A 14,505-nucleotide genomic window follows, 5' to 3' on the forward strand; every position below is an offset into this window, starting at 1 on the left:
GGTGAAGCTAATCTTACTATATTCAGGAGATGTTACAACGGACAGGACGGATGTCAGGAGCAAGGAATAGTTGGGCTTCTGCGCGCGAAAGCGTTATAATAGATAAATGAAACCGTAACCGCTATCAGCAGGGGGGATTAACAGCACATGGAAATGAAAGGCATTATGGGAGGGTTTTACCGCATATCCGAATGGATTATGAGGCTTGCGGTCATTAATCTGCTCTGGATCATCTGTTCCATTCCGTTTGCATTTTTGGTGTTGACGGCGCTTCTGTCGACCGGAGTTGAAGGAGTCGACGCTACGCAAAGCTTTTTGAGCTGGATGTTCCTGGCGCTTGTTGCTGCGCCATTTACGTTATTTCCGGCCACAGCGGCCATGTTCGGCGTTGCCCGCAAATGGGTAATGGGCGATGTTGACGTTCCGCTTTTTAAAACTTTTTTTGTCAATTACAAGCAGAACTATGTGCAGAGCATGATCGGCGGTATTTTATACGCGCTGCTGTTCGCGATAATGATTGTGGACTACCGGGTCTATATGAGCAACCCCGATCTGCAGCTTGTATCGTATATATTCATTGGTCTGCTGCTGCTGCTGTCGATCTCGGTGTTTAATTTCTTTTCGATGGTTGTCCATTACCACATGAAGACGTTCCAGCTGATCAAAAATGCGATTCTGATTACGATTGGAAGACCGCTTCGCTCCTTCTCGACGGCGATTGTAAGCGGCTTTATCCTGTACATCAGCTTCATGCAAGTTACGTTTTTGATTCCGTTTTTCATGGGCAGCATTATCGCATATTTCGCATTTTGGAATTTCTATTTGGTGTATCAGAAGGTACAAGCCCAAATGGAGGAGAAAAATCGTCTAGCCGAAGAGGACGCGGACGTTGTCGACTCGGAGCTTGGCGAAGGCAAACAAAAATAATGCTGTATTACGGATAATGGAAAGGCGCGGGATTTTACTTTTGCGCCTTCAAAGTTTATAATAACAGTACATCCTGCGATGCCCGTTACGGCTTTAAATTGTTTTGAACCAATGGCTGTTTCCCGGGAGTTCAACATCGGCCAGCGGCTGACATGCCTTCATTTTATGGAGGATCTCAAAGGCTGACCTGAGGACACCCACCTGCGAGAGCGGGTTCAGAAACAAGCAAGTCGGACGGCATTGCGGGATCTTTTATTAGAGTTATTAACGACTCTGACAGCTGTCAGAGCCTTTTTTTTAATGCTTGCAGCCAGACGTACATACATAGACGTTGGAGGGGGAATCACCATTGCTGAAACGGACGCTGATTGGTCTGCTGCGCAGCTTTGAACAGTCAGGGGACAGAGCGAAGGACCCATTGCTGAAATCCCATTATTATAAGCTTTCGAGGGATAAAGCGTTCGAGGAAGTTTTGTCCACGCTCAAAAAGATGCAGGGCTATAAGGTGCTTCACGATGTGCCGTCTGTTGGTGAAATCGTGCTGGAGAAAAGAACTGTGACCGGCCGGACGATGGATATTACCGTCTCCGTAATCGGGACGGGCCCAGTTACGTCTGCAGTTGACATCTATTCCGCTTCCCGCGGTTCATTGGGTGATCTTGGCGCCAATTACAGAGTCATTCAAGACATCTTCCGTACGCTGGACAAAAAGCTGGCCTCCTACAAAACAACTTCCTGAACATGCAAAAAAGCGAGCGGAGGACCGGAGGTCCTGGCTCGCTTTTGTGTTTCAGCTGGCTCGATCAGCTAAGCTGAACAGCCTACAGAAGTGCGCGTACTGCTTCAACCGCCGCTTCGTAGTTCGGGTGTTCTGTCATTTCGCCGAGAACCTCGACATAAGTAATGGTGTTGTTGGCATCAAGAACAAAAATTGCGCGCATATCAAGGGCAAGTTCTTTGATATAAACGCCGTAAGCTTGTCCGAACTCGTTGCCTTTGTAATCGGACAGGAGAGTAACCTGATCAATTCCTGCAGCGCCGCACCAGCGGGCTTGAGCAAATGGAAGGTCGGCGCTTACGGTCAGAACCGCAACGCTTTCGCCGAGCTTAGCGGCTTCTTCATTGAAACGGCGCGTTTGCGCGTCGCAAACACCGGTATCGATTGAAGGCACTACGCTGATGAGCTTGATTTTGCCGGCATAATCGTTAAGGCTAACGGTGTCGACAAGGGATTTGTTGAGGGTGAAATCGGGAGCTTTATCTCCTGCTTGAAGCTGCGGGCCCACCAGTGTAATCGGGTTTCCCTTTAAGCTTGCTTGACGTTCCTGTGCCATATGGAATATCCTCCTTCAGCCTGTACCTGAGTAATAGCAAATGCTAGTCAATTATAAACGGTTGTTAACCCCGTTGTCCAATCGGTTAAGGAGGGACGCTCCATTGATTTTTCTGCGTTATGAAAGTTTCCGCGGATACTTGAAGGCTTATCCCGTTACATCGATACTTATTGTACTGAATTTGATTCTCTTCTGCGGGCAAGCGCTGACCAACGATCGTCTTACCAACCAGATGCTGTTCATGCAATGGAATCATGTCGCCGGTTATCCTGACAACCCGTACGGCTTTCAGGAGCCATGGCGGTACGTTACATCGATCTTTGTGCATAGCGGGCTGCAGCATCTGTTTTTCAACATGTTTGCGCTGCTCGTATTTGCGCCTCCGCTGGAGCGGCTGATTGGCACGTGGCGGTATCTGGTGCTGTTTATCGTTAGCGGCATTGCAGGCAATCTGCTGAGCGCGGTTATGTTCATCGTGCTGTTATCGGCTGGAATGTCAGATGTGAATATGAATGCTTCCTTAGGCGCTTCTGGGGCGATTTATGGAGTGTACGGAGCTTATCTGTTTATGGCGCTGCATCGCAAGGGCATGATGGACGAAGGCTCTGTGAAAACAATCTACATGATCCTTGGCCTTGGCGTCATATCGATGCTGTTTTACTCCAACATTAACTGGTATGCGCATTTGGGCGGCCTGATCGGCGGTTATCTGCTTTACGCAGCAATGGACAATAAAGAGAGATACCGTCGCGGCCGCTCTCGTTAGAGCCTGACACGAAATGAGCCGTTAAACCATAAGCAGCCCCCTTGAGAAGAATCTCAAGGGGGCTGCTTATTTTATGCTAATCGCGAGGCTGGAAAAAAATCATAATGTACTTAATCAGCTCAAGCAAGGAGACCAGGGCGGCTGCCACGTACGTCAATGCCGCCGCATTAAGCACTTTGGCTACGCCGCGCTCTTCTTCGTTGGAAATGAATCCTTCGGAGATCATCAGCTCGCGAGCTCTGCTGCTGGCATTAAACTCGACCGGCAGAGTAATCAGCTGGAACGCTACGGCAACCGAGAAGAAGACGATACCCACGCCGATAAGTCCGGTTGCTTGGAACAGGAAACCGGCGATCAGCAGAAACGGAGCGATACCGGAGGCAAAATTCACAACCGGGAAAATCCGGTGGCGAAGCGTCAGCATCGGATAGCTGACTTTATGCTGAATCGCATGTCCCACCTCATGGCAGGCGACGGAAATCGCCGAAATCGAGCTTTCATAGTATACCGGCTCCGAAAGTCTCACCACACGGTGAATCGGATCGTAGTGGTCAGAGAGGCGGCCGGCGACCGGTTCAATCGGCACGTCGTAAAGCCCGTTTGCGTCGAGCAGGCGGCGAGCTGCGTCATATCCTGTCATTCCGCTCATTGCCTGTACCTCGGACCAGCGGTTAAATGTGCCCTTAACCCTGAATTGCGCCCAAATTGAAAGCGCGAAGGCGATCAGGATGAGAAAATCCATCGGGTGAAACAACAACATAAAATCCCCTCCATCTTCAGATGCTTCGTCGGCTACATAAAGTTGCCCTTGTTCAGAATCAGCATAAGCGCCTCAATACAAGCCGCTGTTTGCGGAATGAGTCGCTGTACGGCTTTATTAGCCTGTTTCGGCTTTAAATTCTGAATGACGGGCTCTAGCTCCTTCACTTCGCGCTCAAGCTGGCTCAGATGCAGCTGAAGATCGCTGAGCTTTTGCGTGACCTGCGAGACAGAGGAGACGTCGTTCCAGCCGTCAAGAGCTTGCTTGATTTCGTCCAACGTATATTTTTCTTTCTTCATCTGTTCTATACGCTTGAGCCGTTCCAAGGTTTCAGCACTATAGAGACGATAATTGCCCTCGCTGCGCCCTTCCGGGTGAATGAGTCCAAGCTTCGTATAATAATCAATCGTTCGGGCGCCTACTTCTGCAAGCTTGGATAAAGCCCCGATTTTGAGCAGATGTTCAGCCATTCTACTCCACCATCCTTAATTTAAACCATGCTCAGTCTATGAAAACTATGATAATCGCTAAAGCTTCATGCCGTCAAACCAAATGGCTTCCAGCCTTGTCTTGAGCGGCACTCAAAACTTGATTGTTGTAAAACCTGACATGGAAGCAGTCGAAGATTTCATGCTCTATAAGAAAGAGGAATAGCTCTCAATTGCATGAAACACGAATATTATAGAAGAGAATAGAGGATAAGCTTCGTGAATATCAATAAAAACTTAACATTGATTACGATATGAATAGAGATTGTTCCACATTATTTTCGATTCAGTTAAAAAGCGTATTGTCAAAGTGGACGCCACTGACTATAATGGCAATAAGTCTTTCCTAGAATGTTAGATAACATCACATTAGGGAGTGGTCGTCTTGGTCAAAAAAATGCTGATTTCAATTTGCGCGATGCTGGTTATTTTCCCGGCAATGGCGTTTGCGGAGGAGCCTTCCGCTGCAGCGCTTAACATGGGGCTTAACGCGCTGTGGGTTATGCTGGCGGCAATTTTGGTGCTGCTCATGCAGGGCGGATTCATTCTGCTTGAAACGGGTTCCACCCGCATGAAAAACGCAGGGCATGTAGCAGGGAAAACCATTTTCACCGTCGGCCTTTGTTCTCTGATTTACTGGGCAGTAGGGTACGGTATCGCATTTGGCGGTTCAGGCAACGACTTCTTCGGATGGGGAGATTTCTTCTTCGATCCAAGCAAAACTTCGGTGGACAATGCGCTTCCGCCAACGCTGTTCTTTTTATTCCAGCTAGCTTTCGCGGCTGTATCGCTGTCCATCGCCTGGGGCGGCTTCGCAGAGCGCGCCAAGCTGTCGGTTTATCTGATCTTCACCATTCTGTTTACGGCCATCATTTATCCTGTTATCGCACACTGGATTTGGGGCGGCGGCTTCCTGGCGCAAGACGGAGCGCAGGACTTTGCCGGCTCGACGGTGGTTCACTTGACTGGCGCTATGGCTGCGCTAGCCGGAACGATTCTGCTCAAGCCGCGCATCGGCAAGTTCAACAAGGACGGCTCGGCTAACGAGATTCTCGGCCATAACCAAGTGTTCACGGCGCTGTCCGTGCTCATTCTGTGGGTCGGCTGGTTCGGCTTCAACGCAGGCAGCACGGTAGCGGTCGGCGACGGATTTTTCGGATATGTTGCTTTCAACACCCAGCTCGGGGCGGCGGGCGGCGCAGTAGCAGCCTTGCTCATCTCTTGGGCTGTACTTGGCAAGGCGGATATCGGTACTACGCTGAACGGCGCGCTTGCCGGTCTGGTCGCCATCACCGCATCCTGTGCGTTCGTTGATCCGTGGGCGGCTGTTGTGATCGGTCTTGTAGCCGGCGTACTCGTGTTCTACAGCACGCGTTTCTTCGAAAAAATGAAAATCGACGATCCAATCTTCGCTCTTTCCGTACACGGCGCCGCCGGCGTATGGGGTACGCTGGCCAACGGCATTTTTGCAACGGAAGAACTTGCGGCCAAGGTCGGCATCGGTCAAGGCGGCATAATCGATACGGGCTCCTGGCATCAGCTGTGGGTACAGCTTGAAAGTGTTGTAATCTGCGGCGTGTTCGCCCTTGTAGTCAGCTTTATCCTGCTTGGCATCATGAAATCGGTCATGGGACTGCGCGTAACGGAGGAGCAGGAGATCGCAGGACTTGACCTGAGCGAGCACGGCAACTACGGTTATCCAGAGCAGCTCAAAAAGGCTTCCTCTACGAATATCCAAGCTTGACAACGTTTCGGCATGCACTCATCATGAGCTTGGAATAGGCAATAAGGGGGAGAAGGCCGAATGACTGATCCGGGATGGGAGCAGCTTCTGTACGGGATTGCCCATGCCGACGATTCCGCCGCTCTGCATCGTTACCGCAAGCTTGTTCACGACCGGATGGCCGCACGGCTGCCCCGGCAGCAAACCGAACTTTTTTATGACGAGTTGAATGACGCGCACGACGCTTTTGTACGGCGCGCCATTCAGCTTGCTGGGCAGGAGATGGCACGGCTCGGGAACGGTATTCCCCCCGTGCCTTTTGCCTATTTACTGTTCGGAAGCGGCGGCCGGCGGGAACAAACGCTTTTAAGCGATCAGGACAGCGGCTTGATCTACGCGGATTCTTATGATGCAGCGGAGCAGGAGCGGAACCGGCAGTATTTTTCAGACCTGTCGGCCCGGATAGTGCGCCTGCTGCTGGAGACGGGGTATCCTCTCTGTGAAGGAAATGTGTTAAGCAGCAACGCGGATTGGTGTTGTCCGGTCTCGGGATGGAAGGACAAGCTGAACGGATGGTTCGCGGAACCAGCCTGGGAATCGGTGCGTTATCTGCTCATTGTAGCGGACAGCCGCTGTGTTTATGGAGACGGATCGCTGCATGACCAGCTCAAGGATTGTTTTTACGGAGATGTGTTGAGCCAGCCGATTATCGTGAAGCGCATGCTGGAGAATACAATGAAGCATAAAGTGCTGCTTAACATATTTGGACAGCTGCTCAAGGAACAGTATGGGGAGGATGCCGGAAGTATAGATATCAAATACGGCGCCTATATTCCAATGGTCAATGCGATCCGTCTGCTCGCCATCGAGGCCAATCTGAGGGAAAGCTCAACGCTGGAGCGAATCCGCAGTCTAGAGCAGTTGGGACTGGTGGAAACGGAGGAGGCCGCGGAGTGGATTGACACGTTCAGGCTCTTTTTGCGGCTGAGAATGCTGACGACGGAGAAGTTCGAAAACGGACAGTTCACGACAAACGGAAAGCTGTCATCTGGAAAACTCACCAAAGAGTTGTCCGAGGAGCTTAAAAGCGGACTGAAGCTCGGGAAAAAGCTGCAGCGCAAAGTATACCGCCAGACGATGAACAGGCTCTGACAGGACGAAAGGAGTCCCCATGAAAGAAAGCAAAGGCGTCAACCGGATGTGGCAGCTGTACAAAATGGGAGGCGTCACGCCTGCCATCGCGTCCATGCTGGGAGCGCAGAATGCGCAGCAGATGGCATTCATGCGCGCGGTGAACCGCGATTTGCGCAAGCACTCCTTGCTGGATACCCCCTTTAGCGAGCTGGAGACGGTGGTGTTCGATCTCGAGACAACAGGTTTTTATCCTTATAATGGAGATGAAATCATCAGCTTTGGAGCGCTGCTGCTGCGGGGCGGGACGCCGGTGGAGGGCAAAACGTTCTACAGTCTTGTGAATCCGAAGCGGAAAGTGCCGCTGCATATTACCGAGCTGACGGGCATTACGAGCGCGATGGCGGAGGATGCTCCCGAGCTGCCCGATGTGCTGCACCAGTTCATGCAATTTTGCGGGAAAAGGCTGCTGATCGCCCACGGCAGCGGGCATGACAAACAGTTCCTGAACGCTGCGCTGTGGAAAACGTTCAAATGCAACCTCACTCACCGGGTGCTGGATACGATGATGGTCGCCAAATGGCTGCAGCCGGGCCGGGATGCGTACGGGCTGGATGAGCTGCTGGAGGAGGAGGGCATACCAATTACGCGCCGCCACCACGCGCTGGAGGACTGTGTGATGCAGTCAAAGCTGTGGCTGACGTATTTGGCCCGTATCCGTTCCCGCAACATTCATACGCTAGGCGATTTATATGCCTACCTCAGCCAGCACTGAACGCTTGGCGCCTTGAGCAGACGGCGCAAATACGGCTACTAATGGCGCTTCTAAATCCGCCAGCGAAATAATCCACATTTGCAACCCTTCGGCGGAGCCGGAGGGTTTGTTTTTGGGCGGTGCGGGCTCCCAGAGCCGTTGGGCAAGATCCGTTTCCGAGGGGAAAGCCGGTCCGTTCGGGTGGGAATGGTAAATGCCTGCAACGCTGTATCCATCCCGCAGCAGCTGAAAGTAGGCGGATACCCATTCGGCAGGATCGAGCTCGAAGTGATGGCGGGGAGAGGGGTGTGCATTCTGGAGCGGCATAATAGCTGACACAACCCGTTTTGGATCGTCAGTGCGGTATGCAACCAGGCCGCAAACTTCATCAGGCATGCCTGACCGGCAAATTGCGATGAGCTGCTGCAAAGCCTCAGTTTGAATATAAGTTACATAATCTGACATGAAAGCAATTTCACTCCTTGGCCAAAAGCTGGATTAGGCTCGCTTGAGTCCGCCGCATCATCATGATACCATGTCCAATAGGAAGAGGAAGACGCAGCGAAGGAAGGTTACGCATGAAACGATTCATGACAGCAGGAATACTTTTGGCTGCCGTGCTGATTGGAGTTTGGGTCGCACGCGATAATTTGCCTTTCAACATGGCCTTTTTGAATGCGGGCGGCGATTCGAAGCCGAAGGAAGGTTATGCGGCTCCGCCGTTCAGCCTGGTTGGAATGGACAACACAACTTATACGGTTCAAGGGAAAAGAGAAAAGCCCGTACTCGTCAACTTCTGGGCGTCTTGGTGCGGCCCATGCGATTTGGAAGCGCCGGATTTGCAGGAGCTGTTTGAAAAATACGGAGACCGGATTGACTTCTACGGCGTAAACTCCACTAGTTATGACCGGGAGCGCGACGCGCGCAATTTCGTGGCAGAGAAAAAGCTGACCTTCCCGATTCCGATGGATCGTGACGGCAAGGTGACTCAGGCGTATAAGGTAAGCAACTTCCCGACTTCGCTGCTTGTTGGTACGGATGGGAAAGTGAAGGAGCGCATCACCGGCGTCATAACCAAAAAGCAATGGGAGCAGAAGCTGGAAGCTCTGCTGAAGAACTCTTCAAAATAATGAATTAAACAGCCCGGAAGCTGCGATATCGCGGCATTCCGGGCTGTTTGCATTTACGCTGAAGTTAGTGGTTAACGACGCCGCTGCGCAAGCGGATGACATCGTCACTGCCGCCGGATTCCATTCTGTCCATGCCAAGCAGGGCATACCGAATGCTGTCCAGCAGCGCTTCCCAGCTGGCTTCGATAACGTTGCCGGATACGCCGACGGTGTTCCAGCTGCTGGAGAAATCGCTGGATTCGATCAGCACGCGCACCTTGGCGGCCGTAGCGTCTTTTTCGTCGAGCACGCGGACTTTGTAATCCGCCAGATGGATGTCGTTAATGCGAGGGTAGAACGGCAGCAGCGCTTTGCGGAGCGCGTTGTCCAGTGCATTGACCGGTCCGTTGCCCTCGGCGGCGGTGTAGACTGTTTCGGAGCCGACACGCAGCTTAACGATCGCTTCGGTAACCATTCCGTGCGAAGTCTTTTCCAGCAGAATTTTGAAGGACTCAACGGCAAATACTTCTTCAAGACCGCCGAACGCGTCCCGCAGCAGCAGCTCAAGGCTGGCATCGGCCGCTTCGAACTGGTATCCCTGATGCTCCAAATCCTTGATGCGTTCCATAATGGCTTTTGTGTTCTCGTTATTGCTGTTGACGTCCAGACCAAGCTCCTGAGCCTTGGAGATGACATTGCTCTGTCCCGCAAGCTCGGAGACGAGAATGCGCTGTTTGTTGCCAATCAGCTCCGGCTCGATATGCTCATAGGTTTTGGAGTCCTTAAGAATCGCCGAGACATGGATGCCGCCCTTATGGGCAAAAGCAGCGTTGCCGACGTACGGCTGGCCGACAGGCATGCTGACATTAGCGATTTCGCTAATGTAACGAGCGGTGGAAGTCAGCATCCGCAGCTTCTCGGGGCCAACCGCGCTGTAACCGAGCTTAAGCTCAAGGCTAGGCAAAATCGAGCACAGATTGGCATTGCCGCAGCGTTCGCCATATCCGTTAATCGTGCCCTGCACCTGAGTCGCTCCGGCTTGTACCGCGGCCAGCGTATTAGCGACGGCAAGCTCGCAATCGTTATGCGTATGAATACCGAGCGGAGCGGAAATTTCCGAGCGGACGCGCCGCACAATTTCTGAAATCTCCCCCGGCATCGTACCGCCGTTTGTATCGCACATAACAAGCCAGTCGGCGCCGGCTTCCTGCGCGCGTTTGAGTACGGCGAGCGCATAGTCCGGATTGTTTTTGAAGCCGTCGAAAAAATGCTCGGAGTCAAAAATCGCTTCCAGGCCGCGCTGCTTTAAAAAGGCGATGGAGTCATAGATCATGGAAAGATTCTCTTCCAATGTCGTACCGAGCGCCGTGTGCACGTGAAAATCCCACGACTTGCCGACAAGCGTGGCGGCCTGTACGCCGGATTCGGCGATGCGGATGAGGCTCGTATCCTGTTCGGCCAGACTGTTTTTGCGCCTTGTGCTTCCGAAGGCGGTAATCTTAGCGTTCAGCCCGAGCTTTTGCACCCGCTGGAAAAATTCAATGTCCTTGCTGTTGCTGCCAGGATTGCCGCCTTCAATATAATGAACTCCCAGTTCATCAAGCTTTTGGGCAATTTTTAACTTGTCGTCCGCAGACAGGCTAATCCCCTCGCCTTGGGTGCCGTCCCTGAGGGTAGTGTCGAAGATGGAGATGGCCTGGGTCATAGACTGAGAGTCCCCCTTTAATGTCTTAGCTCAGCGCAGCGTAAAAGTTGCGATTTGATAATATTATTGTATTATAGCACTCCGCTTTAGCCGGATAGAAGAGTTAAGCGCATATTTTTATGCAAAAGGGGCTTTATTGACCGTGAATTGGGGCAGGAGTATTCTAGTAATTAAGGAAGGGGGAGACGGCATGAACGGGAATAGCGCCGAAGGTGCAAGAAAGGGCAGAGTCATTCTGCATCTTGATATGAATGCCTTCTACTGCTCCGTCCATGAGGCAGAGCAGCCGGAGCTGTACAAGGGCAAACCGACGGCTGTTGCGGGCAGCGTTGAGCAGCGGAAGGGAATTATCGTCACCTGCTCCTATCCCGCGCGCGCCCGCGGAGTGCGCACCGGCATGACCGTCCGGCAAGGGCTTAAGCTATGCCCGGAGCTTATTTTGATCTCCCCCGATTTTGATCTATACCGGCGGTACTCCAGGGGCTTCAAGGAAATTGCAGGCAATTACAGCCCGTTGATGGAAATAGTGTCGATTGACGAGTGTTATCTCGATATTAGCGGATCCTCCATGTTCGGCTCTCCTTTGGAAATTGCGGAAACGATTCAGCGGAGAATTGCGATGGAGCTGTCGCTGCCCTGCTCCGTTGGTATCGGCCCTAACAAGCTGCTTGCCAAAATGGGATCGGATATGAAAAAACCGTCCGGGCTTACCGTGCTGCGCATCCGCGATATGCCCAAGCTTTTATGGGACAAACCTTGCGACCAGCTGTTCGGCGTCGGCCGCAAAACAGCCGACAAGCTGCGGCGTTTGAATATTCGCACGATCGGCCAGCTGGCCAACGCAGACGAAGCGCTGCTCACCAGCCAGTTCGGCGTATACGGCTCCTCGATGAAAAATGCCGCCAACGGTATCGACCATTCGCCAGTACGCGAGCTGCGGGAGCCGAACAAGTCGGTCGGGCATACAACAACGCTTCCTGCTAATGTCAGCGCAAAGCCGGAAATCCACCGCGTGCTGCTCAATCTGGCGGACCAGACGGCGCGCAGAATGCGCCGCAAAGGGTTTGTCGCCTGCGGCGTGCAAATAACGGTCCGGCTGCCCGATATGACAACATTTACAAGATCGAGAATGCTGGACGTGCCTGTTGAGGATGCGCCAACGATTCACCGCGAGGCGTGCCGCCTGTTCGACGAGCATTGGCCGGAGCCGCCCCCCGTCCGGCTGCTTGGCATTACGCTGCATAATCTCCAACCGAAGGAGAGCGCGGCGGTGCAGCTGGATCTGTTCAGCTACGAAAGCGAGCCGAAGCGTGAAGCGCTGACCAAGGCAATGGACGCTCTGCGCGACAAATATGGCGAAAGCGCGGTGTTAACCGCAGGCATGCTTGGCGATGATCCGTCAACGCTCATCCGCAACCGTAAGATTCGCGGTACATCCTTGCAAATCGATGAGGATTTTGTTATAAATTGATGTGTAAAGACAGGCTCACAACGGGTAATAATAACAATACCTATATATCATTGCTGTAGGCTTTACTTATTGGAGGAGGGAAACACCATGTCTAAATACTCATGGGTCGATAAAGATACTTGCATCGCATGCGGAGCATGCGGCGCTGTGGCTCCTGACATTTACGATTACGACGACGAGGGTCTTGCTGAAACGATCTATGAAGGAGACGGCAACACCGGCACGAAGGCAATTCCGGACGATCTGTTTGACGATCTGCAGGATGCCTGCGACGGCTGCCCGACGGACTCCATCAAAATCGCGGATGAGCCGTTTAATATGTAATCATTTCGTTAACCGCCTGTCCGGCATGCCGGACAGGTTTTTTTGCGCGTTCAGTAAACGGGAAACAGTCAGAGGAAAGGTCTGGTGCGCTAAAGGATGCGTCCATTTGCTCAAATGAAGCGGCGGCGGGATGCCGATAAACAATTAGATCATCCTGCCTAAGGAAAGGAGAACGAGCATGAAGCGGTGGGCATCAAAAAGCGGCTCAGACGATGAACCGTCAAAAGCCAGGGAGAGAGAGCTTGCTGCACCGGCCGAAAAGGGAGAAGCTGCGGAATCGGGAGGGCGTAATGTCCCGGCTGAGAAGGCGGTAGACAGCCGCCATGCTGCCATTCTGACTGAAGCAGCTTTGGAGCGGAGGCTTGGCGAATTAAAAAAATATGTGTCTAATCATCCGCATAACAAAATGGCCTGGTTTTTGCTCGGCAAAACGTACGCCCGTTTAGGAAAAGAAGGGAAGGCCAATTATTGTTACATTCGATCGGGTCCGATCTACGAAGCGTATGAAAACACGCCTCATCCGTACGAGAACAGCATGCTTCCTGCGGATGAGCTGCTTGACTCATGGAATGAGGAGCCTCGCCAGAACTGGAAACCGCTCGTCGTTCTGCTTGCCGCCTTGTTAGGCGTATTGTTGATGCCGGCTATTTCTCAAGCGCCGGGCACGGTCCAGGAGGAGCAGCCAGGAGCAGCCGCTGAGAGTAAGGATGGAACAAAAATTAACGAAAAGCCGGAGAAGCAGCCAGCTGCTGCAGCCGTTTCGCCGGGAAAAGACAAGCCTTCTCTTGTGTGGGTAGACAGCCGTTCGTTTGCAGAAGGAGCTGCTGCCGCTGCCTCTGCAGTAAGCAAGGACAACGGAAACCGGCAAGCAGTGGCGGTTACGCTGCCGCAGGCGGGAAGACATTTCCGCTGGGAGCTTCCCGCAGTTGGCACTGCCTTCGCATCGCGTGCGGACAAAAACGGATCTTATGTGCTAGATGAGCCGGCCGGGCGTGAGGAATGCCGCTGCGAATCCGGGCTAAATTCTGCAGTAGACGCCGAGCTTGCAGCGATGAAAGCCGCTCAGGAGCAAAGGTGGTCGGTTGTAAGCGGAATCCGCAGCTACAGGCGAATGAACGGAAAGTGGCCGGCAAGCTTAAGCGATCTGACACGTCCGTACCCCGACAATATTTTGGCCGGAGCAGGGAAAGGTATGAAGGAGAGGTTTCCGGAATGGCTGGAGGAAGCGCGTGCAGCGGAAACGGGCGGAACAGCGTCCGGCGGAACATCAGCCGCAGCCGCGCAAGAGCGCCAGACTTCCGGTCAAGGCGAGCTGGCAGCCGCCATGTCGGAAAGCCTGCGCATTGTGGTCGATATTAAATCTTACCGGCTGGCTTTGATGAGCGGACCGGTTGCCGTTCGCGTTTATCCCGTCGGATTAGGCGGCTCCAAGACTCCGCTGGGGCAGTTTGCTGTCAGCGAAAAGGTCCGCAATCCGAACGGAAGCTCGACCGGGCCGTTTGGCAGCCGCGGGATGACCTTATCGGATACCCGGTATGCGATACATGGCACCGATGAGCCCGATTCCATCGGCAAGGACAAGTCGCTTGGTTGTGTGCGAATGAGCCGTGCCGATGTGGAGGAGCTGTTTGATTTGGTGCCGATTGGCACGCCTGTCACGATTCAGTCCGGAGGACTCGGGCAGCTGGAGCCGCAGAAGCCGAATGCGAAAAAGAGCCGCTACAGCGTGCGGCCCGTGTCGAATGAGGAAAATCCGAATAAAGTTTACGATTGGTTATAGTTCGCCCTGACCGGATCAGGAGTAAACGACAAGCAGGACGATGATGAGAACGGCAAGAAGGCCGAATACGCCGGAAAAAATAGCAATCGCTTTCCGGTTCGGTTCTTCTTTTTTGGCCTGCTTCATGGTAGGGGGCTTGCGTTTCGGAGTGCTCATCGTACTTTCCCCTTTCACTTCGAGTTCGTTTGGGCTGGTCCAACCAGCCCTTATATTGTAATCGCTTGCCGAGGGCT

At 52.8% G+C, this 14,505-nt stretch carries 16 protein-coding genes and 1 other RNA gene; 11 read left to right on the top strand and 6 right to left on the bottom strand.

What is annotated here, in order from left to right; all coding sequences use genetic code 11:
• Window positions 1-147 precede the first annotated feature (147 nt).
• The 3 genes from M3223_RS07170 to M3223_RS07180 all read left to right on the top strand — a co-directional run bounded on the left by M3223_RS07170 (window position 148) and on the right by M3223_RS07180 (window position 1,666).
• Entirely contained in the window at window positions 148-927 is a 780-nt protein-coding gene (locus M3223_RS07170; protein WP_251560480.1) for a YesL family protein, read from the top strand.
• A gap of 67 nt (window positions 928-994) precedes the next feature.
• A non-coding RNA gene (gene ssrS, locus M3223_RS07175) (6S RNA) lies at window positions 995-1,180 on the top strand.
• A 96-nt stretch (window positions 1,181-1,276) separates the two neighbouring features.
• On the top strand, window positions 1,277-1,666 hold the full coding sequence (locus M3223_RS07180) for a DUF1499 domain-containing protein (protein WP_251560482.1): 390 nt from the start codon (window positions 1,277-1,279) through the stop codon (window positions 1,664-1,666).
• Between the two features lie 82 nt (window positions 1,667-1,748).
• Here M3223_RS07180 and tpx read toward each other — a convergent pair whose 3' ends face one another.
• Window positions 1,749-2,261, bottom strand: coding sequence for a thiol peroxidase (tpx, locus tag M3223_RS07185; RefSeq protein ID WP_251560484.1), 513 nt, complete (start codon window positions 2,259-2,261; stop codon window positions 1,749-1,751).
• A 103-nt stretch (window positions 2,262-2,364) separates the two neighbouring features.
• Here tpx and M3223_RS07190 point away from each other — a divergent pair, with 103 nt between their 5' ends.
• Complete coding sequence (locus M3223_RS07190; protein ID WP_251560486.1) at window positions 2,365-3,027, top strand: rhomboid family intramembrane serine protease; 663 nt, start codon at window positions 2,365-2,367, stop codon at window positions 3,025-3,027.
• Window positions 3,028-3,103: 76 nt separating this feature from the next.
• Here M3223_RS07190 and M3223_RS07195 read toward each other — a convergent pair whose 3' ends face one another.
• Together M3223_RS07195 and M3223_RS07200 are read right to left on the bottom strand one after the other, a co-directional pair.
• Window positions 3,104-3,787, bottom strand: coding sequence for a zinc metallopeptidase (locus M3223_RS07195; RefSeq protein WP_251560488.1), 684 nt, complete (start codon window positions 3,785-3,787; stop codon window positions 3,104-3,106).
• Between the two features lie 32 nt (window positions 3,788-3,819).
• Window positions 3,820-4,257 (bottom strand): MerR family transcriptional regulator, encoded by a 438-nt coding sequence (locus tag M3223_RS07200; RefSeq protein ID WP_251560490.1) that lies wholly within the window; start codon window positions 4,255-4,257, stop codon window positions 3,820-3,822.
• Between the two features lie 403 nt (window positions 4,258-4,660).
• Here M3223_RS07200 and M3223_RS07205 point away from each other — a divergent pair, with 403 nt between their 5' ends.
• From M3223_RS07205 to M3223_RS07215, 3 genes are read left to right on the top strand one after another with little or no spacing between them, the layout of a single operon-like run.
• The gene (locus M3223_RS07205; protein ID WP_251560492.1) at window positions 4,661-6,019 is read left to right on the top strand and encodes an ammonium transporter; all 1,359 of its coding nucleotides are present in this window, start codon (window positions 4,661-4,663) and stop codon (window positions 6,017-6,019) included.
• Between the two features lie 60 nt (window positions 6,020-6,079).
• Window positions 6,080-7,150, top strand: coding sequence for a DUF294 nucleotidyltransferase-like domain-containing protein (locus tag M3223_RS07210; protein ID WP_251560494.1), 1,071 nt, complete (start codon window positions 6,080-6,082; stop codon window positions 7,148-7,150).
• A 19-nt stretch (window positions 7,151-7,169) separates the two neighbouring features.
• Window positions 7,170-7,904 (top strand): exonuclease domain-containing protein, encoded by a 735-nt coding sequence (locus M3223_RS07215; protein ID WP_251560496.1) that lies wholly within the window; start codon window positions 7,170-7,172, stop codon window positions 7,902-7,904.
• Here M3223_RS07215 and M3223_RS07220 read toward each other — a convergent pair.
• Window positions 7,878-8,348, bottom strand: a complete 471-nt coding sequence (locus M3223_RS07220) for a Mov34/MPN/PAD-1 family protein (RefSeq protein ID WP_251560498.1) — start codon at window positions 8,346-8,348, stop codon at window positions 7,878-7,880. The genes M3223_RS07215 and M3223_RS07220 overlap by 27 nt on opposite strands.
• A 113-nt stretch (window positions 8,349-8,461) precedes the next feature.
• Here M3223_RS07220 and M3223_RS07225 point away from each other — a divergent pair, with 113 nt between their 5' ends.
• Complete coding sequence (locus M3223_RS07225) at window positions 8,462-9,013, top strand: TlpA family protein disulfide reductase (protein ID WP_251560500.1); 552 nt, start codon at window positions 8,462-8,464, stop codon at window positions 9,011-9,013.
• A gap of 64 nt (window positions 9,014-9,077) precedes the next feature.
• On the opposite strand, the gene cimA is transcribed toward M3223_RS07225, so the two are convergent.
• Window positions 9,078-10,697 (bottom strand): citramalate synthase, encoded by a 1,620-nt coding sequence (gene cimA, locus M3223_RS07230; protein WP_251560503.1) that lies wholly within the window; start codon window positions 10,695-10,697, stop codon window positions 9,078-9,080.
• 190 nt (window positions 10,698-10,887) lie between these two features.
• Between cimA and M3223_RS07235 the strand changes: the two genes are divergently transcribed.
• The 3 genes from M3223_RS07235 (at window position 10,888) to M3223_RS07245 (ending at window position 14,272) form a co-directional block, all read left to right on the top strand.
• Complete coding sequence (locus tag M3223_RS07235) at window positions 10,888-12,168, top strand: DNA polymerase IV (RefSeq protein ID WP_251560505.1); 1,281 nt, start codon at window positions 10,888-10,890, stop codon at window positions 12,166-12,168.
• 87 nt (window positions 12,169-12,255) lie between these two features.
• Window positions 12,256-12,492 carry a ferredoxin gene (locus tag M3223_RS07240; RefSeq protein ID WP_251560507.1) on the top strand — a complete coding sequence of 79 codons (237 nt, stop codon included), beginning with the start codon at window positions 12,256-12,258 and terminating at the stop codon, window positions 12,490-12,492.
• A gap of 178 nt (window positions 12,493-12,670) precedes the next feature.
• On the top strand, window positions 12,671-14,272 hold the full coding sequence (locus M3223_RS07245; protein WP_251560509.1) for a L,D-transpeptidase: 1,602 nt from the start codon (window positions 12,671-12,673) through the stop codon (window positions 14,270-14,272).
• Window positions 14,273-14,287: 15 nt separating this feature from the next.
• Here M3223_RS07245 and M3223_RS07250 read toward each other — a convergent pair whose 3' ends face one another.
• Window positions 14,288-14,428, bottom strand: coding sequence for a hypothetical protein (locus M3223_RS07250; RefSeq protein WP_251560511.1), 141 nt, complete (start codon window positions 14,426-14,428; stop codon window positions 14,288-14,290).
• Window positions 14,429-14,505: the final 77 nt, after the last annotated feature.

Origin of the sequence: Paenibacillus pasadenensis (assembly GCF_023715725.1) — a bacterium.
Taxonomy (GTDB): domain Bacteria; phylum Bacillota; class Bacilli; order Paenibacillales; family Paenibacillaceae; genus Paenibacillus_O; species Paenibacillus_O pasadenensis_A.

Excerpts from the sequence above, each read along its gene's own strand:
- M3223_RS07235 (WP_251560505.1), top strand. The coding sequence starts at position 10,888 with ATGAACGGGAATAGCGCCGAAGGTGCAAGAAAGGGCAGAGTCATTCTG.
- M3223_RS07250 (WP_251560511.1), bottom strand. The coding sequence starts at position 14,428 with ATGAGCACTCCGAAACGCAAGCCCCCTACCATGAAGCAGGCCAAAAAA.
- M3223_RS07215 (WP_251560496.1), top strand. The coding sequence starts at position 7,170 with ATGAAAGAAAGCAAAGGCGTCAACCGGATGTGGCAGCTGTACAAAATG.
- M3223_RS07195 (WP_251560488.1), bottom strand. The coding sequence starts at position 3,787 with ATGTTGTTGTTTCACCCGATGGATTTTCTCATCCTGATCGCCTTCGCG.
- M3223_RS07170 (WP_251560480.1), top strand. The coding sequence starts at position 148 with ATGGAAATGAAAGGCATTATGGGAGGGTTTTACCGCATATCCGAATGG.
- M3223_RS07245 (WP_251560509.1), top strand. The coding sequence starts at position 12,671 with ATGAAGCGGTGGGCATCAAAAAGCGGCTCAGACGATGAACCGTCAAAA.
- M3223_RS07225 (WP_251560500.1), top strand. The coding sequence starts at position 8,462 with ATGAAACGATTCATGACAGCAGGAATACTTTTGGCTGCCGTGCTGATT.
- M3223_RS07200 (WP_251560490.1), bottom strand. The coding sequence starts at position 4,257 with ATGGCTGAACATCTGCTCAAAATCGGGGCTTTATCCAAGCTTGCAGAA.
- M3223_RS07240 (WP_251560507.1), top strand. The coding sequence starts at position 12,256 with ATGTCTAAATACTCATGGGTCGATAAAGATACTTGCATCGCATGCGGA.
- M3223_RS07220 (WP_251560498.1), bottom strand. The coding sequence starts at position 8,348 with ATGTCAGATTATGTAACTTATATTCAAACTGAGGCTTTGCAGCAGCTC.
- cimA (WP_251560503.1), bottom strand. The coding sequence starts at position 10,697 with ATGACCCAGGCCATCTCCATCTTCGACACTACCCTCAGGGACGGCACC.
- M3223_RS07210 (WP_251560494.1), top strand. The coding sequence starts at position 6,080 with ATGACTGATCCGGGATGGGAGCAGCTTCTGTACGGGATTGCCCATGCC.
- tpx (WP_251560484.1), bottom strand. The coding sequence starts at position 2,261 with ATGGCACAGGAACGTCAAGCAAGCTTAAAGGGAAACCCGATTACACTG.